The 26,139-nt window shown below is 53.3% G+C and carries 18 protein-coding genes and 1 tRNA gene; 10 read left to right on the top strand and 9 right to left on the bottom strand.

Translation table 11 applies throughout. The features are described from left to right. Positions 1 to 30: 30 nt before the first annotated feature. Entirely contained in the window at positions 31 to 1,719 is a 1,689-nt protein-coding gene (locus AYI87_RS10220; RefSeq protein ID WP_144201801.1) for an NAD-dependent malic enzyme, read from the top strand. A gap of 310 nt (positions 1,720 to 2,029) precedes the next feature. Then, positions 2,030 to 2,263, top strand: a complete 234-nt coding sequence (locus AYI87_RS10215; protein WP_144201799.1) for a hypothetical protein — start codon at positions 2,030 to 2,032, stop codon at positions 2,261 to 2,263. A gap of 91 nt (positions 2,264 to 2,354) precedes the next feature. Here the strand turns inward: AYI87_RS10215 and AYI87_RS10210 are convergent, their stop codons facing one another. Further along, positions 2,355 to 7,334, bottom strand: a complete 4,980-nt coding sequence (locus AYI87_RS10210; RefSeq protein ID WP_144201797.1) for a S8 family serine peptidase — start codon at positions 7,332 to 7,334, stop codon at positions 2,355 to 2,357. A gap of 622 nt (positions 7,335 to 7,956) precedes the next feature. Here AYI87_RS10210 and AYI87_RS10205 point away from each other — a divergent pair. After that, on the top strand, positions 7,957 to 8,877 hold the full coding sequence (locus AYI87_RS10205) for a LysR family transcriptional regulator (RefSeq protein ID WP_144201795.1): 921 nt from the start codon (positions 7,957 to 7,959) through the stop codon (positions 8,875 to 8,877). Between the two features lie 37 nt (positions 8,878 to 8,914). Here the strand turns inward: AYI87_RS10205 and AYI87_RS10200 are convergent, their stop codons facing one another. The 4 genes from AYI87_RS10200 to AYI87_RS10185 form a co-directional block, all read right to left on the bottom strand. Further along, complete coding sequence (locus AYI87_RS10200) at positions 8,915 to 9,862, bottom strand: DUF4097 family beta strand repeat-containing protein (protein WP_144201793.1); 948 nt, start codon at positions 9,860 to 9,862, stop codon at positions 8,915 to 8,917. Continuing rightward, on the bottom strand, positions 9,859 to 10,371 hold the full coding sequence (locus AYI87_RS10195; protein WP_144201791.1) for a hypothetical protein: 513 nt from the start codon (positions 10,369 to 10,371) through the stop codon (positions 9,859 to 9,861). Before AYI87_RS10195 ends, AYI87_RS10200 begins: the two co-directional genes overlap by 4 nt. Then, the gene (locus AYI87_RS10190) at positions 10,371 to 10,943 is read right to left on the bottom strand and encodes an RNA polymerase sigma factor (protein ID WP_011866753.1); all 573 of its coding nucleotides are present in this window, start codon (positions 10,941 to 10,943) and stop codon (positions 10,371 to 10,373) included. Before AYI87_RS10190 ends, AYI87_RS10195 begins: the two co-directional genes overlap by 1 nt. Before the next feature lie 257 nt (positions 10,944 to 11,200). Further along, a complete protein-coding gene (locus AYI87_RS10185; protein ID WP_144201789.1) occupies positions 11,201 to 12,145 on the bottom strand; it encodes an ornithine cyclodeaminase family protein in 945 nt (314 codons plus the stop codon). Between the two features lie 261 nt (positions 12,146 to 12,406). On the opposite strand from AYI87_RS10185, the gene AYI87_RS10180 reads away from it, so the two are divergent. Both AYI87_RS10180 and AYI87_RS10175 read left to right on the top strand, forming a co-directional pair. Continuing rightward, the gene (locus AYI87_RS10180; protein ID WP_144201787.1) at positions 12,407 to 14,269 is read left to right on the top strand and encodes a methyl-accepting chemotaxis protein; all 1,863 of its coding nucleotides are present in this window, start codon (positions 12,407 to 12,409) and stop codon (positions 14,267 to 14,269) included. 132 nt (positions 14,270 to 14,401) lie between these two features. Beyond that, on the top strand, positions 14,402 to 15,982 hold the full coding sequence (locus tag AYI87_RS10175; RefSeq protein ID WP_144201785.1) for a diguanylate cyclase: 1,581 nt from the start codon (positions 14,402 to 14,404) through the stop codon (positions 15,980 to 15,982). 1 nt (position 15,983) lies between these two features. Here the strand turns inward: AYI87_RS10175 and AYI87_RS10170 are convergent, their stop codons facing one another. The 3 genes from AYI87_RS10170 to AYI87_RS10160 form a co-directional block, all read right to left on the bottom strand. Further along, on the bottom strand, positions 15,984 to 17,609 hold the full coding sequence (locus AYI87_RS10170; RefSeq protein WP_144201783.1) for a methyl-accepting chemotaxis protein: 1,626 nt from the start codon (positions 17,607 to 17,609) through the stop codon (positions 15,984 to 15,986). Positions 17,610 to 17,764: 155 nt separating this feature from the next. Then, a tRNA-Phe gene (locus AYI87_RS10165) sits at positions 17,765 to 17,840 on the bottom strand. Between the two features lie 436 nt (positions 17,841 to 18,276). Next, positions 18,277 to 19,035 carry an outer membrane protein assembly factor BamD gene (locus AYI87_RS10160; protein WP_144201781.1) on the bottom strand — a complete coding sequence of 253 codons (759 nt, stop codon included), beginning with the start codon at positions 19,033 to 19,035 and terminating at the stop codon, positions 18,277 to 18,279. A gap of 123 nt (positions 19,036 to 19,158) precedes the next feature. Here AYI87_RS10160 and rluD point away from each other — a divergent pair, with 123 nt between their 5' ends. The 4 genes from rluD (at position 19,159) to AYI87_RS10140 (ending at position 24,001) form a co-directional block, all read left to right on the top strand. Beyond that, the gene (rluD, locus tag AYI87_RS10155) at positions 19,159 to 20,130 is read left to right on the top strand and encodes a 23S rRNA pseudouridine(1911/1915/1917) synthase RluD (RefSeq protein ID WP_144201779.1); all 972 of its coding nucleotides are present in this window, start codon (positions 19,159 to 19,161) and stop codon (positions 20,128 to 20,130) included. Then, positions 20,130 to 20,849 (top strand): peptidoglycan editing factor PgeF, encoded by a 720-nt coding sequence (gene pgeF / locus AYI87_RS10150; RefSeq protein ID WP_144201777.1) that lies wholly within the window; start codon positions 20,130 to 20,132, stop codon positions 20,847 to 20,849. Before rluD ends, pgeF begins: the two co-directional genes overlap by 1 nt. A gap of 114 nt (positions 20,850 to 20,963) precedes the next feature. Beyond that, positions 20,964 to 23,537, top strand: a complete 2,574-nt coding sequence (clpB, locus tag AYI87_RS10145; protein ID WP_144201775.1) for an ATP-dependent chaperone ClpB — start codon at positions 20,964 to 20,966, stop codon at positions 23,535 to 23,537. A gap of 146 nt (positions 23,538 to 23,683) precedes the next feature. Beyond that, entirely contained in the window at positions 23,684 to 24,001 is a 318-nt protein-coding gene (locus AYI87_RS10140; RefSeq protein ID WP_144201773.1) for a hypothetical protein, read from the top strand. Between the two features lie 170 nt (positions 24,002 to 24,171). Here the strand turns inward: AYI87_RS10140 and AYI87_RS10135 are convergent, their stop codons facing one another. Beyond that, a complete protein-coding gene (locus AYI87_RS10135) occupies positions 24,172 to 24,615 on the bottom strand; it encodes a DUF4124 domain-containing protein (protein ID WP_260865115.1) in 444 nt (147 codons plus the stop codon). Positions 24,616 to 24,748: 133 nt separating this feature from the next. On the opposite strand from AYI87_RS10135, the gene pssA reads away from it, so the two are divergent. Next, positions 24,749 to 25,585, top strand: coding sequence for a CDP-diacylglycerol--serine O-phosphatidyltransferase (gene pssA, locus AYI87_RS10130; protein ID WP_144201769.1), 837 nt, complete (start codon positions 24,749 to 24,751; stop codon positions 25,583 to 25,585). The last annotated feature ends 554 nt before the right edge of the window (positions 25,586 to 26,139 follow it).

Genomic DNA, 26,139 nt, shown 5'->3' with positions numbered 1-26,139 from the left:
ACATACCCACAGATAGAGAAAAGGTTACCAATGGACGATAATAAACGCCCGCTATATCTTCCTTTTGCCGGCCCTGCCATTCTTGAAGCCCCCTTGATCAACAAGGGAAGTGCCTTCACCGAAGAGGAGCGTATCTTCTTTAACCTAGAGGGCCTGCTGCCTCACGTGATCGAGACCATCGAAGAACAGGCATCGCGCGCCTACGATCAGTACAAGAACTTCGGCAACGATCTCGACCGTCATATCTATCTGCGTAACATTCAGGATACCAACGAGACTCTGTACTATCGTCTGCTGCAGAATCACATTACCGAGATGATGCCCATCATCTACACGCCGACGGTTGGCCTGGCTTGTGAGCGTTTCTCGAAGAACTATCGTCGTAACCGCGGCCTGTTTATCTCTTATCCCAACAAGGATCGCATCGACGACATCCTCAACAACTCGACCCGTCAGAAGGTGAAGATTATCGTTGTTACCGACGGTGAGCGCATCTTGGGTCTGGGTGACCAGGGGATCGGCGGCATGGGTATTCCTATCGGTAAGCTGTCACTCTACACCAGCTGTGGCGGTATCAGCCCGGCCTATACGCTGCCTATCACCTTGGACGTGGGCACAGATAACCCGCATCTGCTGGAAGATCCTATGTATATGGGCTGGCGTAATCAGCGCATCGGTGGCGAAGAGTACGCCGAGTTTGTCGAGGCCTTCATGGAGGCGGTACACAGACGCTGGCCGGATGCTTTGATCCAGTTTGAAGATTTCGCTCAGAAAAACGCCATGCCGCTGCTTGAGCGTTACAAGGACAGATACTGCTGCTTCAACGACGACATTCAGGGCACGGCGGCGGTGACCGTTGGCTCCTTGTTGGCGGCCTGTCAGGCGGCGGACAGTAAGCTGAGCCAGCAGCGCATCGCCTTCCTGGGCGCGGGCAGCGCAGGTTGTGGTATTGCCGAGGCGATCATCGCCCAGATGGTCTCAGAAGGGATCAGCGACGAGCAGGCGCGCCAGCAGGTGTTCATGGTAGACCGCTGGGGACTGCTGCAAGATAACATGCCTAACCTGCTGCCTTTCCAGCAGAATCTGGCGCAGCAGGCGGCCAAGGTTGAGGGCTGGAACACAGAGAGTGAGAACATCTCGCTATTGGATGTGATGCACAATGGTAAGCCGACCGTGCTGATCGGTGTATCCGGCGCGCCGGGTCTGTTCAGCGAAGAGATCATCAAGGCGATGCACACCCACTGTGAACGCCCGATCATCTTCCCGCTGTCTAACCCGACCAGCCGCGTCGAGGCGACGCCGAAAGATATTCTGCACTGGACCAAGGGCCAGGCGCTGGTGGCAACCGGTAGCCCGTTTGAGCCTGTGGTGATCGAGGAGCAGACCTATGAGATCGCCCAGTGTAACAACAGTTATATCTTCCCTGGGATTGGCCTTGGTGTGCTGGCCTCTGGTGCCAAGCGTGTCAGCAACGAGATGCTGATGGCCTCGAGCCGTGCCCTGGCTGAGTGCTCGCCGCTGGCGAAGGACGGCGAGGGCTCTTTGCTGCCGGCGCTGGAAGATATTCACTCTGTTAGTAAGCACATCGCCTTCGCGGTGGGCAAGGTTGCCATCGAGCAAGGCCATGCGCTGCCGGCCAGCGACGAGCTGCTGATGCAGGCGATTGAAGATAACTTCTGGACGGCGGAATATCGCCGTTATAAGCGCACCTCTTTCTAACCGCTTTGGCTTAGCTGTTTGCGCTTGAAAAAGCCGCCTCAGGGCGGCTTTTTTGTGTCTTATGCAAGATGAAATTTTGCTTTGGATCACAAAGCGTTACTTCAGCTTATGATCCTGTCGGCACTTCTTTCATCGCGACGGCTTTTTTAAGTTTGGCTTAATCATGGCTGGTAATGCTCGCCGGATAGCTTGCTGCGACTTGCTCCTTGGATCATACATCCTGGAGCTTGTGCCCTTTGGCCATACAAGGCGGCAAGCCTTTGAATATAAACTTTTTAGTTGTTTGACTTGCCAAAACCAGGAGCCCGAGATGAAAACATTGATCACCCTAGCCGCCGGCCTGTTATTTGCTGGCGCCGCCGTCGCCATGGATTGTAAAGATTGCCATGAGCCTATCGACCTGACCATGCATACTGAGTCAGAGGCCACGCTGGCAACCTGTAATGACTGTCACGCCATGAAGGATGCCCATGCACCCGATGCAGAGGTGCATACCCCAGAGCTAACCATCAAAGAGTGCAGTGATTGCCACGGTATGAACTAGTGGCTGCGCCACTTTAAGATGGCATAAAAAAGGGCCCTCAGAGAGGGCCCAATGACAAGGTCTAACTAAATGTTTTACTGCCAGCTACTGCTTAGTGCAACTTACGGCGTCCGGCGATTAGACCCAGTAGGCCCAGTGCCAGGAAGCCAAGGCTACCACCCGAATCAGAGTCACCGCCCTGTTCTGGGGTTTCCGGCGCCGGTGGCGTAGGTTCAACACCGTCTGAGTTCACCGTCAGCATAAAGCTGGTGGAGGCGGCGTCAGATGGGTAGGCCATATCGTGTACGGTTACCGTCACCAGAGTCTCACCATACCAGTCGGCATCAGGTGTGATACTGAAGCTGTCACCATCTACAGTTGCCGTGATGTGCTCACCCGATACCATGATACCGTTGGCTGTGCCTTTGACATCGTTGTAGGTCACAGTGATGCCTTCCAGCGTGGTGTTCTCTTCCATCATCATGTCGGCAATAGGCGCAACCGAGATGTTAGTGGCGCTCGCCACATGATGGGTGACAGAGACCAGTTCAGAGTCGGCGTACTGGGTATCAACGGTAACGCTGTTATCCTTGCCCACTGCCGAGGCAGAGACTCTCGCGGAGAAGGTCAGTGATACAGCCGATTGCTCTGGACCGCGGTAATCGGCGCAGATCACCATGCCTTCTTTCACCTTGCTGTCGACGTCACGGAAGGCAAAGCCATCGTTTGACCAGCCATGGATTGGGCCGAAGGTGTGGCGTTCACCCCAGTAACCATGTAGGCCGATTGAACCCAGGTTAGAGTTAGCCGACTTCAGGGTGCGATAGGCGAAGATGATCTCAGGTGCCTCTGCCTCAAAGCTAATATCTGTGGCCACTATGGTCTCGATATTATATTGAGCATCTGGATCCGGGTTGTTGGCCCCCACCAGGAAGTTGCTCCACTCTTCACCACCCACCCACTGGAAGATGTAGTGCTTGTTGGTGACCACACCATAGACGGCATCTTGATACTTTAGGGTATCCCAGTTGAACGAGGCCTGAGGCATTCTCACGTCACCACGCCAGAGTGGGGCGATCAGCGTATCAGGGAAGTCCTGGAAGAATTCGTTAAATGGACGGTCTTGATTCCAGAACATAGGCATAGGATCTAATTGCAGATAGCCGAATGGCGAGATACCTAAGGTGTCATAGCCATATTCATCCGGATTGGCATATAGAGGGACAGTCGGTAAACCGCTGGCACTTAATGGCAGATAAATTGGACGATTTGAATATCCAGAGATCCCCATGTGGCCGAAACCAGCCGAAGGAATATCGTAGAAGGTCTCGTCTTCGCCATAAGGTACCTTACAGCTGGCGTCTGTCTCATTTGTGGTGAAGACATAGTGACGCTTCATCTCACTGGAAGATGGCTGCGTGCTGGCGATGCTGATCAGATTGCCTTCAACGCTGGTGTCTTCGGCATAGGTTCCCATGCCGCCCACTTTCACCGAGTCTGCAAGCAGTACCAAACCATCGGATAGTTGAGCGTTAAGAGTAAACTCACGTTCGCCGCCTAACAGGTTAGGTGCCAGCTCAACGCTGAAGTCTAGGATGTCACCTTCCTTCGCTGCGGTTTGTGAGGCTTCGATTTGAGTGTCGCTACCCTTATGTTGTAGCTTAACCCCGAAATCACCCAGGTTACTATCGTTGTAGCTGTCACTACCTATACTGACCACGCCGTAGTAGACATCGCCTTCTTCTGCGCCAGATAGGTCATGGTTAAGCTTCAGTTGGAAAGGCGTCATGCCATCATTGGTGGCAGGGCCCTCAACCGTCATATTGGCGTGATCGTCCTCACCGACTATACCGAGTCTCAGTTCAAACAGGTCGGCGCTGTTCTTAGCATCTTCCCATTCCCACTTCATGTTTGCGGCGATGGCCCAGTAGCGACCAGGGACAGGGTCGTTGATTGCGCAGAAATCACCGGCATCCGAGTAGGAGTAACAGATGGCTTCATCTGCCCACTGAATGTCGTTATCGCCGTTGATATCCATACCCAGATCCAGAGAGGTAAAGGCGATTCGTGGCGCTTTCAATACTTCCCAGACGATACGCTTGGTGCCTTCGGGGACATCGAAGAAGACAACCTTGGCACCGCCATCCTCAATCTCTTGACGGGTGAATCCCTGAGCATAGTCTCTCACCTTGGCGCTCTTGAGGGCGACATCGTGGTTTTCTGCCTTAGAGAGGCCATAAACATGAGAGTTAAGCTGTTGGATCTCCTTGGTATTTAACATAGGTGTCAGGGTGTGACCCTTGTCTCTATGTATGATGCCAGAGACTTGAGATGGCAGATTGTCGCCCTTGTACACAACCCCCACAGGCAGGTTTTGTGCAGGCTTGCTGGTGTCTGATGGCGTGATAGACACTAAACCGTTGAGTTGGAGCTGCGATGAATCTGCGCGATAGGCCTCAACCTCTAACACCTTGGCGGTTAGGCTGATGGCTTGGGTTTCTCCCGCCTTAAGCGTGAAGGTCTTAGGTGATACCTCCAGCTCTAGCATCGGAGCGCCATCTATGCTTTCTGGGGTTGCATCGACCGTCCAGGTGCCATCTTCCGTCGCGGTGACGATACGCATCCAGCTACAGGTGCCGGCACATTCGGTATTGAAGAAGTATGGCAGGTTCAGGGTATGAATATTGCCACCATTTCTTGGGTTGGCCGCGCGGTAATTGCCCGCGGTTTCATCCAGCAATAGTGTCGCGTTGTTGGCGCGCGATACATTGATCACCCCGCTACCTGCATCGGTCAGGTTTGCCTTCACCACATCATAAGGATAGGCGTCGCGAGAGCGGGTCACGCCATCGATTGAAGCCGTGGTCATCAGCGCCGATTGGATCTGCGCAGGTGTCCAGTCCGGATGCGCCTGAGTTAGCAGTGCCATGGCGCCGGCAACGTGTGGGGCTGCCATAGAGGTACCACTGATGGCCGCATAGTCGGCTGGCATTGCCAGCGCGCTAAAAGGCATCTCATCGGCCCAGGCGGCAAATACGCTTACACCAGGGGCTGCCAGGTTAGGCGTCATCACGTCCGGCACTTGAAGGTTAGGGCCGCGAGAAGAGAAGTTTGCCACATAATCGCTGGTGCCTTGCTTGGTCAGGACTTCTGATGCGGCAATGGTGATCTCATGGTTGCTGCCCGAGGCGAGCCACTGGCTTAGACCGAAATAGCCGTTGTCCCAACCGCCATAGTAGGCTTGATAATCGATGTTGATGCCAGGGATGGCATAAGGATCGTTATGAGTTGGATCTGAGTACTCAGGGTTCCAAAGAACGAAACCGCCGGCACCGCCCGCCTGCACGTTGGTGGCCTTCTCGACGCGAGGGATCTCGCCGCGCTTACAGACGACGATTGGCGCCTTGCTGTAGGCATTGCCCTGAGGGTCGAGATCGAAGAAACCGGCCGGGAAGGGCTCGTTACACATCTCATACTCGCTGCCGTAGGCCTTAGCCTCGACAATTGGACCTGTGTAGGCATCGGTGATCCCCGAGCCGACCAGGTCACTTAATGGCTGATCGCCGCCCGTGGCATTGGTCAGCATCTTACCTTCGACAGCGATCTCACGGCCGTGTGTGGTCGCCGCGACAGAGGTGAGCCAAGGTGATAGATGGTCGATCGCGCCGCGCGCCTGATTGCCATATTCTGGCATATAGGAGTTACCGGCAGAGGCCGACACTGAGATGCCCGCTTCACGAGCGGCCAGGAAGCCCAGCTCCATAGGATCGTCCCAAGGGAAAGAGCCGTAGGTCTTACCGATAGAGTAGTTGATCACATCCACGCCATCGGCAATGGCATCATCGATAGCCGCGAGTAGGGCCGAGCCCAAGCAACCACCAAAGCTCTCGCCATAGCTGCCATCACCAGGGTAACAGACTTGATACATGATGACGTTGGCGCGCGGTGCGACACCCGAAATGCGTGGGAATTTCAGGCCTGTTGGCACACCGTCTCCGACTTCACCCGGCAGCGGTACTACATGGTCTACGTCTAGCAGTACGTTACCAGCGGCAGTAGATGAGGTATGTGAGCCGTGACCGTTGTAGTCCTCACCGTTTTGTGGGCGCTTAGGCTCTTCAATCCGCCAAGCTGGGATACCTGGCTGGAAGGCTGGGTCTAGGTAGGTATCTGTGATCTCCTCGTAAGATCGCACCCCGATCAGCTTGTCATTACACATGCTGGCAAATTCAGCCTTCTCACAGTCACCCAGATAGTGGCTGTAACGCGCAGGCATCTGGTGCACATAGCCATCACCGGCGACGGCAGCAAATGAAGGATGGTCTGTGTTGATCCCCGTATCCAACACACCGACCACTATGCCTTCACCCATATACTTGTCATCGGCCGTGGTGCCTGTCCAGATACCGTCGGCGCCTATGTGTTGTGGCCCGACATCTGTGTGTAGCTGATAGGTCTGTTCCAGCGTGACGTTACGTACACCTGGTAGCGCCGCAACGCGCGCTGCCTGGTCTTGGGTCATGCGCATCGCCATACCGTTGAAGGCGAGTTGGTAGCGCTTCTTAACATCCAGCTTACCACCAACCGAGCTGGCCATCTGGGCTAAGACTTCATCTTGCTTATTGGTGAGATAGTCGCTGTAGCGCTTGACCGCGCGGCTATTCATGTCCACCTTGTTGTGACTGCGGGCATTGAGCATCACGGGCACTGTGCTCATGGTCGGAGAGGTGGCCGCCAGGCTAGGGAGGTCGCCGCGATAGAGTGAAACCGGCTTGTCGCTGAGCTCGACAATATAGGTCTGCTCGCCTGTGATGCCCGCTTCATATTTAAAAGGCACCTTGTTGTCTTTGCTGGTTGCGATGGCACGGTGCACGTTTTTGGTCGAGACCGCGCGTGTGTTTTGTTGATTGTCGGCCTGGGTACCATTACGGCGTTTACCGTTATACAGGTCTTCGTTGTATTGGATGATGGCATCGGTAATTTCGATGGCACGCATCTCATGGTTATTAGCATTGCTCGAAGCGGCTGCACCGCCGACGCCAGCGGCATAGATGGCCGCCATCGTCATGAGACTAACTTTCTTCAGTTTCATGGGTTGTTCCCTTTTCTTTTTATAGGTAACGCCGAGGCGTCGATGTAAAAGTAAGGCACTCGTACAACTATCGATTGTTAATGAGTTGGTGATAAAGACGCCAATGCGTAAAAGCTATAGGGCTATAGCTGCCATGCATTCATGGTTAAGCAATTGGTAATATTGTTAAGGGGTGAGGAAGTACACTGACTGAAGTTTTTGGCGATATTGGATTGTTTTGTTGGTGATAAATTTGGTTTTGCGTCCATTTATTGAAGAATGATGCTAAAAATGACGGCTTTGTTTGTAGATCAAATATGTGGTCGTTTTTAGCGCGCTTGTAGCATTTGGTCGCATTCTGATACAAATTGTTAAAACTTTGTTGCTTGGTGATTGGGCGATTTTCAGTTCGAGTGGCGTCGACTGAAATTTGACATAATTGATTGATATTATTTATTTTAATGTCATCTGCTTACCTTGCTGCTTCGCTACCTCTTGCTCGCTTTGTGCGAGAAACATCGCCTAGTGTCGGGTGCCTGCTATGTCTTTATGAAGTGGTAAATGATAGAAATGTTATCTCGCATGACGCTGTGTCGTGCGTAGATATTTTACCTGATTATCTGGCAGACCTATGGGCTAACCGATGGAACTAAGACACCTACGACACTTTATCGCGCTGGCGAGGCTAAAGAGTTTTAGCAAGGCTGCCAATGAGCTGCATCTGGCTCAACCCTCTCTATCGCGCAGCATTCAGAAGATGGAGGAGCGTCTAGGGGCCAGTCTGCTGGCCAGAGATGAGAAGCAGTTCGCCTTAACCGAATATGGTAAGATGGTGTTAGCCCAAGGCGAGCAGATCGTCAGTCAGCTCGAATATCTTGAGTCTGAGATCAAGAGTCGTCAGGGCATAGCGCAGAAGCGCCTGGTTATCGGCGCCAGCCCCATCCCACTGAACAGCATCATAGGCCCGGCATTGGGGGGCTTTATTCGAGATAATCCTCAGGTGTTGATCGAGCTGAAAGTGGAGAGCTGGAGCCGCCTCTACAAGATGTTGCTCAAGGGGCAGCTGGATCTGTTTATCGCCGAAACCAATGCCACCTTGCTTGACCAGCGCGATAATATCGAGACATGTCGTCTACCCCAGTCAAATGCTATATTTTGTTGTCGCCGCGAACATCCGTTGGCGCAGCTTGATCGTGTCTATCTGCCGAGCCTGAGGGATTATCCCTTGGGAGTGCCAAGGGCCTTTCCCGATCGCCTGAGAGAACAGTTTGATGATCTGTTTGATGAAGATCGCCACGACTACGCCGGTTTATTGAAATATGATCAGTTTCAGCCGATCAAGGCGTCGCTGCAAGGATGTGACCTTGTAGTCTTGACGCCGGACATCTCGGTGCAGGCCGAACTCGCCTCGGGTGACTTGGTGGCGCTAGAGGTGGTGGGTATGCCTGATATTCGCGCCAACTTTAGTGTGGTCTCGATGAAGAATCGTCGTCTCAGCCAGGGGGCCGAGGAATTTATTCAGGCCTTGTTTGCCGGAAATCTGGATAGGGCGAGTGGGTTTTAAAGGCCAATCCAGGTTGGGTTGGCCTTGGCCGTTGAGCCTAGTTTGACCTGAGGTTGATATCGCCGCTGATGGTACCTATCAGTATATCGGCGCTGCCTTTGCCCATCTGGAATTGTAGCGAGCTGCCTGGGCCATATTTAGGTCGCTTCGGCTTATCTTGTGTCAGGCGATTGTCGATGTCACCGCTTGGGCCGCCGTCGATGGCGAAGGTGGCATCCAGGTTTGCCGGTAGGCTGAAGCTGATATCGCCGCTGACGCTGTCCAGGCTGGCCTTGGTGGCCAGGGCGGAAACCGACAGGTTCAGGTCGCCACTGACGCTCTGGGCTTTGAGTCGGTCCACTTTATCTAAAGTTACCTTGGCATCTCCCGATACCAGCTCGATGGAGACCTGGTCGGCGCTGCTGTCGGCCTCCAGCTTACCGCTTACCAGGGTGTAGCTGATCTTGCCCAGGCTTTGTTTGTCTTTGATGTTGCCAGATACTGTCTCCAGCTTGAGCTTGCCTTCAAGCCCCTGGCTGACAATGTTGCCCGAGACGGTATTGATGTTCACCTGCTCGGTGAGATCTTCGGCCTTGATGTTGCCGCTGACGGTCTGCACATTGATGTCACCGGCAAGCTTACTCACACTGTAATTGGCCGAGACCCCTTCGCCGCTGAGCTTGAGCTTTGCTGGCACCTTGATGGTCAGGCGTGAGCCCTCCTTGTTGCTACCCGAGTAGTGGCGGGGCAGCTTATCTTCGATGGAGATAGTGCCGGACTTTTGCTCTACGGTGAGGCCTTCGCTCAGCTCATCTAAGGTACCCGTGATGGAGATGGCGTCCTGATCCCAGGAGAGGATCTCGACTTCGCCGCGCTGCACTTCCAGGTTCAGGCGCAGGCCCCCTTCGACTTCGATGCGTTTATCCACGCTCTGCGCCGCCAGCACAGATTGGCTTAATAAGATAAAAGGCAATGCCAGGGCGGTGGTTTTTAGTTGTATTTTCATATCATCTCTCCTGTGGTATCTCGATCGACAGGGAGTTTCTGCCCCTGTTTGATTAATTCAATCTCGCGTTGCTGGGTCCATAGCCAAAGCTGCCACAGCTGTTTGTCAGTCGGGTTGAGCTTTAGCGCCTCATAGATCTCTTTGGCGGCGGTTCTTAGCTGTTCTATCCCTTGCTCGACCGGCTGGCTGTAAGGGCTGCTGCGCCAATCGACTCGCTTGGTCAGGCTTAGCGCATCGACGCTCGCCTTATGCTGGGTCTGAATGGCGGCCAGGGTCTGGATGAGAGCGTCGTTCTCGGCATCTGGCATTGTTGGCCCAAGGCTTAACTTGCCGACCAGCAGCGCCAGCAACAGGGTGCTGGCTATCGCTATGGGACGCCAATAGCTGCGGGGGCTATCCTTAGGGGCATCGAGGCGAAGTTCGACCCCTTGCCAGAGATCCCGCTCTGGCGTCATCTCCCTCGGCGTCTCTTCGAGGAGACGCTTTAGCGTATCTGCCTTGTCGACCATTAGATCATCTCCTGCAGTAGTTTCTTGGCCCTGTGGTACTGCGCCTTGCTGGTGCCGGGGGCTATATTGAGGCGCTTGGCGATCTCGTCATGCTGATATCCCTCCAGAGCGTAGAGGACGAAGACGATACGGGCGCGCTCCGGCAGACGCAGCAGCAACTTGTCCACCCCCTGGTAGTCGAAGTCGATGGCGGCTGCGTGAGTCTCTTCGCTCGGCATAAACCTGGCCCAGAAGCTCTTATGCTTCTTGATACAGCTCAGCGCCTGATTCACCGTTAGGCTGTGCAGCCAGGTGGTAAATTGGCTCTTGCCATCGAACAGGGGCAGCTTCTGCCACAGGCGCACAAAGGTTTCCTGGGTGGCTTCTTCTGCCAGCTCGGTCTGGCCGGCCAGACGAAAACAGAGGGCGTAGACACGTCTGTGATGCTGATCGTAGAGTTGCCTAAATGCCGTCTTGTCTCCTTGCTTGGCGCGCTGCACCAATACGGCATCGAGGAGCTGGTGAGCATCATCTGGACTCGTGAGTGCGCTCAAATCTGTCTTCCCTGTGAGTGAACAATACCTATTAGACATAGGCAGCGATTGAAATGGTTTAAAGCGAAATGAAAAAAAGTGTTGGCTTAAGGTATATCAGCAAGATTCGAATGCCAACCTGGTGGGAAAAGCAGAGTTTTAAGAGACAGAAACATTCAAAGCGATGAAAGAAGCCGACATTGAAGAACCCGTCATTGAAGGAGCGAATGTCGTAGAAGGTAAAGAAAACAGGGCGGCTTAGCTGTACTAGATGAGCTGTACTAGCTTAGCTGCCCTATGATGTGAGCTTATAAGCACTAGGCCTGTTTTTCGTATACCAGCTGGGCACCCACCAGATCCGCAAGCGCGGTGCCGACCGATTTAAATAGGGTAATGCCTTGCTCGTCTTGGCGACCAGCTATGTCACCGCGACAAAGATCCGCGAGTTCGCCCTTGACCTGGGACAGCTCAAACACGCCTTCCGACACAGGGATCAGCAGCTCGCCTGCTTCGGCGAAGACATTGACCTTGGCATCCACATAAACCTCGGCCTTGACGACCAGCTCGCTGTCGCATTCGCGTCTGTCATGACTGTGGTTGCCCACCAAGTCCACATGGGTGCCGGGAACTACCCAGGTGGAATCGAAGAGTGGCGCTGGTGCCCCGGTGGCGCAGCTGATGATGTCGGCCGTAGCGACGGCCTTTGGCAGATCCTCACAGGCCTTCACCTCTATCTGCGGCGCGGCGGCCTGGATAGCGCTGATGGTCTTATCAACCTTATCCGGCGAGCGGCCCCATACGGTTATGGTGTCCAGCTGTCTCACGCTGGCGTGCGCCAGTGCCATGAAGGTCGCCAGCCTGCCTGTACCGAACAGTAGCAGATGCTTGGCACCAGACCGTGACAGATACTGGCTCGCCAGCGCCGAGATTGCGGCTGTGCGCCAGTAGGTGACGCTGGTGCCGTCGACCAGGGCCTGGGGCTCACCGGTTTCGCGGTTAAAGATCAAAATCTTGGAGTAGAGGCTCTCCAGCTCGGGAGACTTCTTGGGGTTGCCGGGAAAATAGGTAAAGGCCTTCACCGCTATGGTCTTCTGGTTCCAGGCCGGCAATAGGGCAAAGGCATCGCTGTGGCTGCTGTCGTCTAACGGAAAGACCTGGCGCTGAGGCATACCCGCGGGCAGGGCAAAGGTGTTTCTTAAGGCGGCGATTAGGCTGGGGAAGTCCAGTGCCTGGTTCACCGTGTCGGCATCGATAACTTGCATATTACCTCCTGTTTATTTTGGGATATTGTATGCAATTGATGGTTGAATTGAAAGCTGGGCCGTATACTTAAAGTTGATGGTGGATTTTTTTTAGTCAATCGAGCTCGGCAAGCGGCTGAATTATTAATAATTCATTAAAGATGAATGTATGTAAGTCGATAGTTACTATACTCAATATTGGAATCAAATTTGGCATTCCAAGGTGTTAATTGTCGTTGAAGACAAGTAAAGCAATCACTTCAACAAAAAGGATCTCCCCCTATGCTCATTCGTCACAAATTACTCGTTAGCGCAGCAGTGTCTATCTGTTCTGTGATAGCGATGTTTGGCTTGCAGCGCTTTTCGGCGGCAAAGCTGGATGATTTGTCCCATGCTGCACAACAAGTTATCGAACTTGAAAAGGATGTTTTGAGTTTACGTCGAGATGAAAAAGACTTCTTTGCCCGTTTGGACTTGGCTTATCTGGATAAACACAAGGCGCAGGCGAGAGAATTAGACGAGAAGATGGCCGGCTTGGCGACTATCTTCGAGCGTAACGACATTGCACAGAGTGATCTGCAGGCCTTTAGGCAGAACCTGACCCGTTACGAATCTACCTTTGCCGAGATTGCCGAGCTGCAGAAGCAGATTGGTTTGCATCCCAAGGATGGCCTCTATGGTGCGCTGCGTAGTGCGGTACATAACGTAGAGACCCTGGTGAAGGAGAAGAACGAGCCCGAGCTGATGGTGACCATGTTGCAACTGCGCCGCAACGAGAAGGATTTTATGCTCAGGCGCGCCATGAGTTATCTGGATAAGTTTAATGGCAACTTGGCGCTGCTGAGACAGCAAGTTTCTGGCGCCATGCTCAGCGATTCGATCAAGGGTGAGCTTAATGCCCTGATCGACGATTATGAGAAGAACTTCAAGGCTCTGGTCAGCAAAGAGCAGGAGCTGGGACTGGATAAAGACAGTGGCAGCATGGCGAGCCTGCGAGACAGTATTTCCTCGGCGGAGAAGTCCTTGGTGCAACTGAAGGCACAATCCATGGACGCGATTAGTGATGCTGAGAGTGCAACTGTTACCATCAGTATTGTTGTTTTTATCCTAATTACTCTGGTTTTAATCGGTTTCACTCTGGCGATCATACGCAGCATCATGGAGCCGGTACAGCGGATCAGCGATGCGATCTCCCGTATCGAGGCGACCAAAGATCTGACCCTGAGGTGTGACACTAAGGTGGATGATGAAATCGGCCAGATAGCCCGTCATTTTAATAGCATGGTGGAGTCGTTTCAGTCGCTGATCCGAGAGGTGCTGACCTCGGTCGAGGTGGTGAATCACTCCTGTCAGGAGCTGTCGGAGAACTCGATGCGCGCCTCGGAAGGGGTAGGACGCCAGCTTAACGAGACCGACATGGTGGCAACTGCGATCACCGAGATGGGGGCGACCATAGATGAGATCGCCAGCAATACCGAGCTGGCGGCGGAGCGGGCCGGTAATACCCATGACAATGCTCAGCAAGGCCAGGTTGGGGTTGAGCACACCATAGAGAAGATCCAGGCGTTGGCGGCTCAGCTGACCGATTCGGCCCAGGTGGTCTCCGAGCTTGAGAAAGACAGTGAGACAATAGGCAGCGTGCTGGACGTGATTCGTGGCATCGCAGAGCAGACCAACCTACTGGCACTAAATGCTGCCATCGAGGCCGCCAGGGCCGGTGAGCAGGGCAGAGGCTTTGCCGTGGTGGCCGACGAAGTGAGAAGTCTGGCGATGCGTACCCAGGAGTCGACTGAGGAGATCGCCGGTATCATTCAGACGCTGCAGTCTCGTACCCGCTCTATCGTGCAGCTGATGGAAGCGACCCAAAGGCAAGGCATTGAGAGTGCCGATCAGGCGGCGAGTGCCGGCGCCCTGCTGGAGCAGATCAACGCAGATGTCACCAACATCATGGACATGAGTACGCAAATCGCTGCGGCCATCGAGGAGCAGAGCATGGTAGCCTCAGAGGTGAACAAGAATGTGGTGGTGATCCGAGACATAGCCGCCGAGTCGGCCCAGGCGGCGGATGAAAATGCCAAGGCCTCTGACGATGTGAAGGCGCGCACCCAGGTGCTCTATCAGGCGGTGAGTCTGTTTAAGATTTAGGCGGTTGATTTAGAAAGGGGGCTTAGGCCCCTTTTTTTTTGAAATTTATTTGTGAAATGCTGGGTTTATACTCAAATTCTGTCGCCGGGTCGACTAAGCTAGTCTAGAGTGCAGGACAAAAGAGAGTGGTCGATGCGATTAAATCACTTCCTAAATATTTTAGCCCTAGGGCTCTTGCTGCTGTCGTTTCTGACCGCAAGCGGCATCTATTACCTCATCTACCTGCCAAGAATTGAAGAGCAAGTGATCTCAAGGCAAGACAGAGATCTGCAGGCGGTCCAAAAGGGGATCGCCTACGCCCAAAAAAACCTGGACACCCTCTGCTACGACTACGCCATCTGGGATGATATGGTGAGCTTTGTCGATAATGTATCGCCTGAGTTTGTGGCCAAAAACCTTTACGATAATGCCTTCGAGGCGGCCAATATCGATGGTTTCTATGTGTTTAACCGCCAAAATCAGCTGGTGTGGCATTATCGAAGTGGCGCCGATTTTAGCTCCCAGCAGCTGCCCTTAGGCAAGGTTGCTGTGGCGGGCAAGGTCCTCCCCTCAAAGGCGGAGATGGAGGCGGGGAAGCCTTCGGTGCGCAGCGGCCTGCTGCGCATGGGATCTAGGGCGGTCTATTTCAGCAACGTCACCGTTTTGCCCAGTAACGGCGAGGGAGAGGTGGCGGGCAGCTTGTTGACCGTACGTAACGTAAGTCAGGCGATTCACGAGGAGATAGAGCAGTTTAGCCTGATCAAGTTCGATCTCGAGGTGTTGGCTAAGCCTGAGCTTTCCGGTGAGACCTCGCTGGGTTTTAGAGAGACACCTAAGGTGGATGAGATCTCTGCGGAGCATTCTTGGTACCTGCATGATGCGCTCAACGTGCCTTCGCTCAAAATCACTGTGATCCACGACCGTAACCTTATCCCCTCTATCTTTACCGTAGAGTCGATCCTGATGTTTTTAAGCGTCCTGGTGATGTCCTACATCGCCATCGTTCCCTTCTCGGCGCTGGTGGTCCGGCCGCTGCGGATTGCCAACGCCGTGCTGGATAAGATGGCCCACAGAGGCGTATTACTCACCATGCCTACGGGTTGGGCGATCACCGAGGTGGCCAAGCTGACCGAGTCTTTCAATCTGGTGGTGGAGAAGCTACAGCGGCATCAAAACTATCTGGAATCTCTCTCTTTTAACGACCCCCTCACAGGCATCGCCAATCGCCGCAGCCTGGAGGTGTTCGCCGAGCGCGCCCATAAGCAGTGGCGCGAGGGCAAGGGCGCGATTGGCTTCATCATGCTGGATATCGATTTCTTTAAGCCCTATAACGATACGGTTGGGCATCAGAGTGGTGACCAGGCCTTGATCAAGGTAGCCCAGGCTCTGATGCTTGAGTGTCGTCGCCGGGGCGAGCTAGTTACCCGCTATGGCGGTGAAGAGTTTTGTGTGGTGATCCATGGCGATAACCTGGCGCAGATGGAGTTGCTGGCCAGGCGCATGCTGCAAAGGGTGCGGGATCTCAACATCTATCATCAAGCCTCGCCCTATGAGATCATCACCGTCAGCATGGGGGCCGTGCTCTACGACGGTTATCATCCTGAATTTGCCGATGACGACTGGCAGCAGATGGTCAAGTTGGCCGACGAGCAGCTTTATAAGGCAAAGGAGAGCGGGCGAAATAACCTGCAGATACTGCATCGCAAGGTGAGCCCGCTCTTCGTGGTCGGCTGAGTCAGAGCCTGAAGGTGGTGACCTGTTGCCGCATCGAGTCGGCCAGGGAAGTGAGCTGGGCGATGGAGTGACCCAGCTCCAAGGCGGATTCGGTGGATTGGCTGGCGATATCGCTAATGGCGATGATGCTGCGGTTAATGCTCTCGGCGACACTGCTCTGCTCCTCTGCCGCCGTGGCGATATGGGTGTTCATCTCTGTGATGTTGTCGACCGAGGCGACTATCTCCTGCAACGCTTCCCCCGCCTTGTTGGTCTGTTGATTAGCATCATCCACCTGTTTAATGCCCACATCCATGGCGGTGACCGCCTCGTTCACTCCGCTCTGTAGCGTCTCTATCATGGTCTCGATCTCCTGGGTCGCCTCCTGGGTGCGCTGGGCGAGGGAGCGAACCTCGTCGGCGACCACGGCAAAGCCACGCCCCTGCTCACCGGCCCTGGCGGCCTCGATGGCGGCGTTGAGCGCCAGCAGGTTGGTCTGCTCGGCAATCCCCTTGATGACGCTTAGTACGCTGCCGATATGTTGGCTCTCGTGTGACAGGTGGGTGATCACCTCTGAGGTACTCTGGATCTGCATCGACAATGCCTGCATGCTGCTAATCGACAGCTGGACGATATCATTGCCGTTGGCGGCGAATCTGTCGGCATTTCTGGCTGAGTCGGCGGCGGCCGTGGTGCTTTGCGCCACCTCGTTAACCGTTGCCGTCATCTCATTCATGGCTGTGGCGGTCTGCTCTGTCTCCGCCTGCTGCTGTTGAATGCGGGCATTGGAAATCTGGGTGAACTCGTTGAGGGCTAATGCCGAGTCACTGACGCTGTTGGCTGCCTCGGCTACCCCCTTGAGGATGCCCCGTAGGTGGCGAAAGACATCGTTGAGCCCGGTGGAGATCAGCCCCAGCTCGTCTTTATTTAGTTGCTCGAAGGTGACAGTGAGGTCCGAGTCCTGCTGTATGGTATGTAGCTGAGTGCGTATGTGGTTGATGGGTTTCATTACGCTGCGGTTAATCCAGATGCCGAGCACTATACTGGCAATGGCGGCCACTAGGGTGATGAGTATAAAGAGGGAGATAGAGGACTCGTAGATCTCGGCGACCCTGTCTTTCTCCTCGCCGGCGACCTTGAGCTGCAGGCTGATGAGCTCGGCAATGGTGCCGCTGATGGGATCGATCACTCGGTAGAGTGGGATTATCTCCTCCCGCAACTGACCGGAAATATTACCTGACTTACTACCGAGCAGCTGTTCCAGATGGGTGATACGTTGGTTGGCCGGAACAAACAGGCGTTCGGCCTCATCGACCAGACGTTTCTCATCCCTGGTGAGTTCGGTGGCCACGTATTGGCGCCATTTGCTGTCTATGTTGTTGCTTGCTTCCTGCAGGGCTTGTTTGGCCTGTTCGGCGCTGAATTCACCAGCATTGGCCTTGTTGATGGCGTCGATAACAAATACCGCGTAGTCGTCGGCGATCACCTTGAGATCTTCTAGCGGAACGACTCTGTCGTTATAGATGGTGACGACACCTTTCTCGATATTATTCATCATGTTGATTGCTAAGATGCAGATACAGATGAGGAGCGAGAGGGGCAGTAAGATGCCGAAAGCCATCTTGTGCTTGATTTGAATATTGTTCATATAGATACCCAAATGAAGAGGTAAATAGCAGAAAGCTAAAACTTATGACGTATCTATAGGTATAGCAAAAGATTGAAATGGGTAAGATGAATAGAAACAAAAAAGCCTCGCAGTGCGAGGCTTTTTTGTGTGGTGCGCTAGGCACCCTTAGAATATGGTGCCCGAACCCGGAATCGAACCAGGGACACGAGGATTTTCAATCCTCTGCTCTACCGACTGAGCTATTCGGGCGACGGGGTGCATTAAAAGGCTTTTGCGCATTTGAGTCAACACATTTTTGCAAAAACTTTGTTTATCTCGCTTGTTTGGATAACTTTTGCCCGAAACGTCGATTTTTAGATCAAATGTCGCTGTCGGGCCTCTGGGAGGAGCGTGAAAGGATGTGGGCTGTGGGGAGGTTCTTGGTCGCGCATCTCGACAAAATCTGACATTCTTTTAGGCAGAATGTATGGTTATTTCGTTAATAACGGGCAAGGTGTTAGCGACGGCTAAGGTGCACTGGCAATTTATGCCGATAGTTGGGCCATGTGGTGGGAAAGAGGCTGGATGACGAGTGAGCATGCGAGGGACTAAGATTTCAGGTAAAAGGCTCCCGAGACAAACAGATCAAAAAAAGCCCCGCAGTTGCGGGGTCTCTTAAATCAATTAATGCCTTGGATTGCCAGGCTTACTTGAGCATATCGTTGTTAGGGAAGTTGCTCTGCATCACCATGAGTACGTGATCTTTTAGCTTCTGTTGGCCGAGTTCCTCGTAGGCGGTTGCCATGATCTCTAGGGCGCGCTCGGTCGAAGGTGTACCAGGATAGGTTTCCAGCACTGTCTGGGCACGCACGGCGGCTGCGCTCCAGGCATTCATCTTGATGTAGTATTCCGCAACCGTGACGGCGTACTTGGCCAGACGGTTTTTCAAGAACTGCATGCGTTTTTGCGCATCGGCGGCATATTTGCTGTTAGGATACTGCTTGATCAAACGATCGAAGTCTTTGAAGGCGTCCTGGGCGGCCTTGGGATCTCGGTCGGTTCTGTCGATGTTGAGCATGTCGTGGAACATATAGTTGTCCGACTGCATGTTCACCAGACCACGCATATAGTAGACATAATCGATATCTTTATGTGTGGGGTTAAGGCGAATGAAGCGATCGATATTGGCAATACCCGACGCTGAATCATCCAGTTTGTAGTATGCGTAGATCAGGTCTAATTGTACCTGAGTCTTGTGTGGACCGAAGGGATAGCGAGAGTCTAGTGCTTCCAAAGAGCGCACTGCTTTACTATAGTTGCCCAACTCCATCGAGGTTCTGGCTTGAGAATAGAGGACTTCGGGGGAAGATTTACTCAGCTCAATATCATCTTCGGGTTTACTACTACACGCCGCTAAGGCCAATGACAACAAGGCGATAGCTGCGCCTTTAGCAAAATTATGCATACTTGAATTCGATTCTTTGTAAGTTGTTGTTTAAGAATTTTTCCATTTCACGATAAAATAGAAACAATACGATTGTAACAGATAGCACTTTAATTTGGACCCCAAAACGCGGGTACGGTTCCTATGACACAAGAGATTAATCTAAAAAGCGAGATCACAGCAACACAAACCGGGCAGAGATTAGACCAAACTCTGGCCGAGTTGTTCCCTGATTACTCCCGTACACGTATTAAAGAGTGGATACAGGCTGGTGCCGTCTACGTCGATGGTATGGTGCAGACTAAGCCGAGAGAAAAGGTGCTCGAAGGCCAGGAAATTGAGATCGAAGCGACTCTCAAAGAGGAGATCAAGGCCGAGGCCCAGGCGATCGATCTGGATATCGTCTACGAAGATGACCATATTATCGTGATCAACAAACAGGCGGGTCTGGTGGTACATCCGGGAGCGGGCAATAGCGACGGCACTCTGATGAATGCACTGCTGCACCATTGTCCTGAGATCGAGCTCGTCCCCAGGGCGGGTATCGTGCATCGTCTCGATAAGGATACCACGGGCTTGATGGTGGTGGCCAAGACGGTCGAGGCGCAGACCCATCTGGTTGCAGCCCTGCAGGCCCGCGAGATCACCCGTGAGTATGAGGCGATCGTGAGTGGCACTATGACGGCCGGCGGCGTGGTGGATGAGCCAATTGCCCGTCACCCGACTAAGCGCACCCATATGGCTGTGCATCATAGTGGTCGCCCCTCTGTGACCCACTACCGTGTGGCAGAGAAGTTCCGCGCCCATACCCGTCTGCGTCTGCGTCTGGAAACCGGTCGTACCCACCAGATCAGGGTGCACATGGCGCACATAGGTCACATCTTGGTGGGGGATCCCGTCTATGGCGGTCGTCCTCGTCCACCGAAGAAGGCGACACCTGAACTGATGGAGGCACTGAACGGCTTTAAGCGTCAGGCGCTACACGCGGTGCGCCTCGAGCTGGCACACCCCTTCACCTGCGAGATCATGAGCTGGCAGGCGCCTATCCCAGAAGATATGGTGGCCTTGACCCGCGCCCTGCGCGACGACACCAAGGCTCATCCGGCGGAATATTAATGCTGCCTCAAGACTGGTTCATTCCCCCTGGCGTGAAGCTGGCTTTTAGCCGGCGTCAGGGCGGCGTGAGCCAGGTTCCCTTCGATAGTCTAAACCTTGGCGACCATGTTGGCGACGATCCCGAGCATGTTCGCCAAAATCGTCTGCTTGCGGCTCAGGCCTTGGGCATGTCTGGTAAGCCAGCCTGGCTGGAGCAGATCCATGGTATTGAGCTGGTGAATCTGGATCAGGATACAAACCGAGTTGCCGATGGCAGTTTCTGCCGCAGTGGCGAGCATGTGTGTGTGGTGATGACAGCCGACTGCCTGCCTGTACTTATCTGCGATCGCGCGGCGACTCAGGTGGCGGCGGTGCATGCCGGTTGGCGCGGTTTATGTAACGGCATTGTCGAGGCGGTTATCGCTGAGTTTGATGCGTCCGCCGAAGAGTTACTTATCTATCTTGGCCCCTGTATCGGCCCTAAGGCCTTCGAGGTTGGGGCGGAAGTCAGGGCGCAGTTTCTCGCCCAGCATGCCGAAACAGATGCCTTTTTTACATCGAGAGACGATAAGTTTTTAGCCGATCTGCAAGGGATAGCCCGTTATCGGGCCGAGCGTCTCGGTGTCGGCTTTGTCTATCAACTGCCTCACTGCACCTATAGCATGAGCGCAGATTATTTCTCCTACCGCCGCGAGGCAAAAACTGGGCGCATGGCCTCATTTATCTGGCTGGAAAAATAGCGCAAATTTCAAGCAATTTTTTCCTTGTTGCTTGAATCCTCCTAAAAAGTCCCCATTTATACTGGTAACAAAGCACTGAAGGTTTCCTTCATTCGTTAATTTTTAGGAGGCTGTATGCGACTCGATCGTATGACGAACAAATTCCAGATAGCAATCTCCGATGCTCAGTCATTAGCGTTGGGGCGTGACCATCAGTTTATTGAGCCGATCCATCTGATGATGGCGCTGCTTAATCAAGATGGTGGCTCAATTCATCCACTGCTGACCCAGGCCGGGATCTCGGTCAGCACTCTGCGTTCCGCCCTGAGCCAGGAGCTTGAACGATTACCGCAAATTGAGGGCACGGGCGGCGATGTCCAGCTCTCGCAGGCACTGATTCGCCTGCTGAACCTGTGTGACAAGCTGGCGCAAAAGCGCAAAGACAAATATATCTCAAGCGAGCTCTTTGTGTTGGCGGCACTCGAAGGTAGCGACGCCTTGGCGCAATGTCTGAAGAAGTCTGGCGCTACCAAGGAGCTGCTGGAGAAGACAATCGAAGAGGTGCGTCTTGGCAAGAATATCGACGACCCTAACGCCGAAGATCAGCGCCAGGCGCTGAAGAAGTTTACCGTGGATCTGACCGAGCGCGCCGAGCAGGGCAAGTTAGACCCTGTTATTGGCCGTGATGATGAGATCCGCCGCACGATTCAGGTGCTGCAACGCCGCAGTAAGAATAACCCTGTGCTCATCGGTGAGCCGGGTGTGGGTAAGACGGCCATCGTCGAAGGGCTGGCCCAACGCATCATCAATGGCGAGGTGCCAGAGGGGATCAAGAATAAGCGCGTCTTGTCACTCGACTTGGGCGCCCTGGTGGCTGGGGCCAAGTATCGCGGCGAATTCGAGGAACGCCTCAAGGCAGTGCTCAACGAGCTGGCTCAGGAAGAGGGGCAGGTGATCCTCTTCATCGACGAGTTGCATACCATGGTGGGCGCCGGTAAGAGCGATGGCGCTATGGATGCGGGTAACATGCTCAAGCCTGCTCTGGCCAGGGGCGATCTGCACTGCGTCGGCGCGACAACTCTAGACGAGTACCGTCAATATATCGAGAAAGATGCCGCCCTCGAGCGACGTTTTCAGAAGGTGCTGGTGGACGAACCGAGTGTCGAAGACACCATCGCCATCCTGCGCGGCCTGAAAGAGCGTTATGAGCTGCACCACCATGTGGAGATCACAGATCCCGCTATCGTGGCGGCGGCCAGCATGTCGCATCGTTACATCTCAGACAGGAAGCTGCCCGATAAGGCGATCGATCTTATCGATGAGGCGGCGTCCAGTATTCGTATGCAGATAGACTCTAAGCCAGAGCCGCTGGATAGATTAGAGCGCCGCACCATACAGCTGAAGCTGGAGGAGCAGGCCCTGAGCAAGGAGAGTGATGAAGCGAGTCTGCGTCGACTCTCCACCTTACGTAGCGAGCTTGCCGAGGTCGAGGCCAAGGCGGCCGAACTTAATGAGGTATGGCATACCGAGAAGGCGGCGCTGGCGGGCACTCAGCATATCAAGGCGGATCTCGAGCAGGCCCGTATGGATCTAGAGGTAGCCAGACGCGCAGGCGATCTGACGCGCATGTCCGAGCTGCAATATGGTCGTATCCCAGAGCTGGAGAAACAGCTGGATCTGGCCGCTCAGGCCGAGATGCAGGATATGACGCTGCTGCGTAACAAGGTTTCCGACGTCGAGATCGCCGAGGTACTGTCTAAGGCGACCGGTATCCCTGTATCTAAGATGCTCGAAGGGGAGAAGGAGAAGCTGCTGCACATGGAAGAGGCGCTGCATACCCGAGTGATTGGTCAGAACGAGGCCGTGGATGCGGTGGCCAACGCCATTCGCCGTAGCCGCGCTGGCCTTGCGGATCCCAATCGTCCTATCGGCTCCTTCCTCTTCCTCGGTCCTACCGGTGTGGGTAAGACTGAGCTGTGTAAGTCGCTGGCGAAGTTCCTGTTTGATACCGAAGCGGCTATGGTGAGAATCGATATGTCCGAGTTTATGGAGAAGCATTCGGTATCGCGTCTGGTAGGGGCACCTCCAGGTTATGTGGGCTATGAAGAGGGCGGATATCTGACCGAGGCGGTGAGACGTAAGCCTTATTCGGTGATCCTGCTCGATGAGGTGGAAAAGGCGCATCCCGATGTGTTTAACATACTGTTGCAGGTGCTGGACGATGGTCGTCTGACCGATGGTCAGGGACGCACGGTCGATTTTCGAAATACCGTGGTTATCATGACCTCTAACCTGGGCTCAGATGTGATTCAGGAGCGTTTCGGTATCGCCAGTTATGCCGAGATGAAGAGCGAGGTGATGAATGTGGTGACTCATAGTTTCAGACCCGAGTTCCTCAATCGAATCGATGAAAGCGTGGTCTTCCATCCGCTTGAGTCTGACCATATCGCCCATATCGCGCAGATCCAGATAGATAATCTGAAGGCGCGACTAGCGGAGAAAGACTTTGAGCTTGAGGTGAGTGATGATGCCTTAGCCTTAATTGCTCAGGCCGGATTCGATCCCGTCTATGGTGCAAGGCCGCTGAAACGCGCGCTGCAGCAAGAGGTGGAAAATCCACTGGCTCAGAAACTCTTGAGTGGTGAGCTGTTACCTGGCACGCCAATCAAGGTCGATGCCGCGGGTGGCGAACTCGCCTTCCATCAATAAGCCTTAGTCTTATGTAAGAAGCCCAAACTTAGGTTTGGGCTTTTTTTATCGCTGGCATCAGATTGCATTTGGTTATTATTTGCACTAGTTTGCAAAGGGCGAGATCTCTTCCTAATTTAAGTTTTTATACTGTGAAGGAGTACTGGATGAAAGCAAGGTTAGCAGTTATAGCATCTCTGGCCGTGTTGATGACGGCATGTAGCTCAGCACCAGAGCAAAGCAGTGGCCCGGCCTTTGTCGGCGTCGGCAGCGTCGACTATGACAGCCTCTATCACTATGGCTACAACACAGGTTGTCGCAGCGCCGGTTACCTGAAGCAAAAACCGGGCGCCGATACCTTAGAAGGAATGAAAGATAAGGTGTTGGATGGTTTGAGCGAGTTTGATAAAGGCTGGAACGCCGGTACTCAGGCCTGTCAGGATGGGGTGAGCCGTTCTATGTATACGGTGAAAGCGAGCGGCTAGATTAGGTCGGCTAAGCCTAGTAGGACGATAAACCTAAAAACAAGAAGCGACAACCAGATTCATTTTGGTTGTCGCTTCTCTATTTCTTCTCTGCTTTTCTACTTCTCTATTTGGAGGAGTAGCAGCCAGAAGGACTGTTTATATTAGAAGAGGTGTTTAAATTAGCAGAGCTATTTGTCGCAGAAGAGCTTGATGCGCTGTTTCTGCGCGGCGATCTCTGACTGCCTGTCTTCCTCTGTCATACGCACCATTTCACCATTTTCTTCATTCTTACGTGTCAGGCGAGTATGTGTCTCGAGCACACTCAATTGATGCTTGGCATTTTCGCAGATGGCCTTGGCCTGCGCCTTATCTTTCTCATTGATCGCCTCGGCGGCTAATGCGGCCTCGCTCTTTTGTTCGCCTTGTTTTTCGGTGACCTTAGGGGCGGTGAAGCCAACCTTCTTTTGTTCGATATCTTCGCTATAGAGCTTTTCTGTCTTTGCCTCGGGGGGCTTTTCCTGACTGTAGTGGGTGACACCGTTTTCATCCACCCACTTATAGATGGTCGTTGCAAATGCTGGGGCGCAAAGGAATAGGCTTAACAGTGCGCTGAGATAAAATTTTCCGGTCATCATAGTATCCATATTTAGGCCGGGAGAGAGTGCAGGAGTGACTCATCTGCCAACAATTAGAGGTCCGTATAAAAAGTGAGCTTAAATCTGTGTTATCTTTTTATTTTATCAAGATAACCTTGCTCCTTATTATATGCAAAATTTAAACAAAGAGACGGTGAAGAACCGCGGTATCTACCTTTTACCCAACCTGTTCACTACGGCGGGATTGTTTTCCGGCTTTTATGCAGTGATCGCCTCCATGAATGGTCATTTCGAGGCGGCAGCCATTGCCATTTTCGTCGCCATGATCTTCGATGGCCTCGATGGCCGTGTCGCAAGGATGACCAATACCCAGAGTGCATTCGGCGCCGAATATGACAGCATGGCCGATATGGTCTCCTTCGGGGTGGCCCCAGCGTTGATCGCCTATAACTGGGCCTTGGCCGATCTTGGCAAAGTCGGTTGGTTGGCGGCATTTATCTATTGTGCCGGCGCCGCGCTCAGGCTCGCACGCTTTAATACCCAAGTTGGTGTCGCCGATAAGCGTTATTTTCAAGGCTTGGCAAGTCCGGCCGCTGCGGCCATTATTGCCGGCGCCATCTGGACTGGTACCTATTATGAGATAGAAGGCCAGCAGGTCAGTATACTGGCGCTGTTAATGACAGCTGGTGCCGGCCTCTTGATGGTGAGTAACTTCCGCTACTACTCCTTCAAAGACTATGACTGGCGCGGCCGGGTTAACTTCATGGTGATCCTGGCGCTGGTGGGCTTGTTTGTGGTGGTCTCGGTTCAACCGGCCACTATCCTGTTTATCGTCTTTAGTCTCTATGCACTCTCAGGTCCCATCTACACCATACGCACGGTGAAGAAGTTAAAGGTGAGCCATGTGGTGGGTGATGAGAACGAAACCGATATAGATATTGCTCAAGAGACTGATGAATCCAAACCAACTGAGCAAGATGATTCAGATACTGATAAGAAGCAGTAACACTTAAGCTTATATTCTAAGCCTATACCCATATAAGGCGACAATAGAGAAGGCGACACAGAGATAAAGCGACACCGAGATAAAGAGGGCTTGCTATATAGTGTAAATAAGCCAGCAGGACAGCCTTGCAATCGGGCTGCTCAGATTTTTGGCAGAGTCGAATTTTTTGTGCCAAACTTATTTTCCGGTTTCAAACAAGCGAGTCACCCAATCGACAGTTTGTGGTGTCGTCGTTACTTGCATGTTGCCTTTGTGTGTGGCTTTTCGCTGGGCCCATCTCGTTTTGCGTGTTTTTTGTTCGATCGGTATCTTTCGTTAAAAAAGCCCTTGCGCAAAAGATTTGGCTCCCTATAATGCGCTCCCACTGACACGGCAAACGGCGCTACTTACCAAGTGAGTAAGCAACCAAGGTCGAGTCAAGGTGATAAGCGGTTCGAGTTTTTAAACCGGTAGTTACAACGCGAAAGCACAGTAATTAACCACTTAAAAATCTTTTGAAAAAAGCGCTTGACGCCGACAGGGAGAAGCGTAGAATACGCAGCCCTAGCCCGCTG

Source organism: Shewanella sp. KCT (assembly GCF_007636505.1).
Classification (GTDB): Bacteria; Pseudomonadota; Gammaproteobacteria; order Enterobacterales; family Shewanellaceae; genus Shewanella; species Shewanella halotolerans.
The sequence above is the reverse complement of the archived record's forward strand: the minus strand, read 5'-3'. Positions and strand labels throughout refer to the sequence as shown.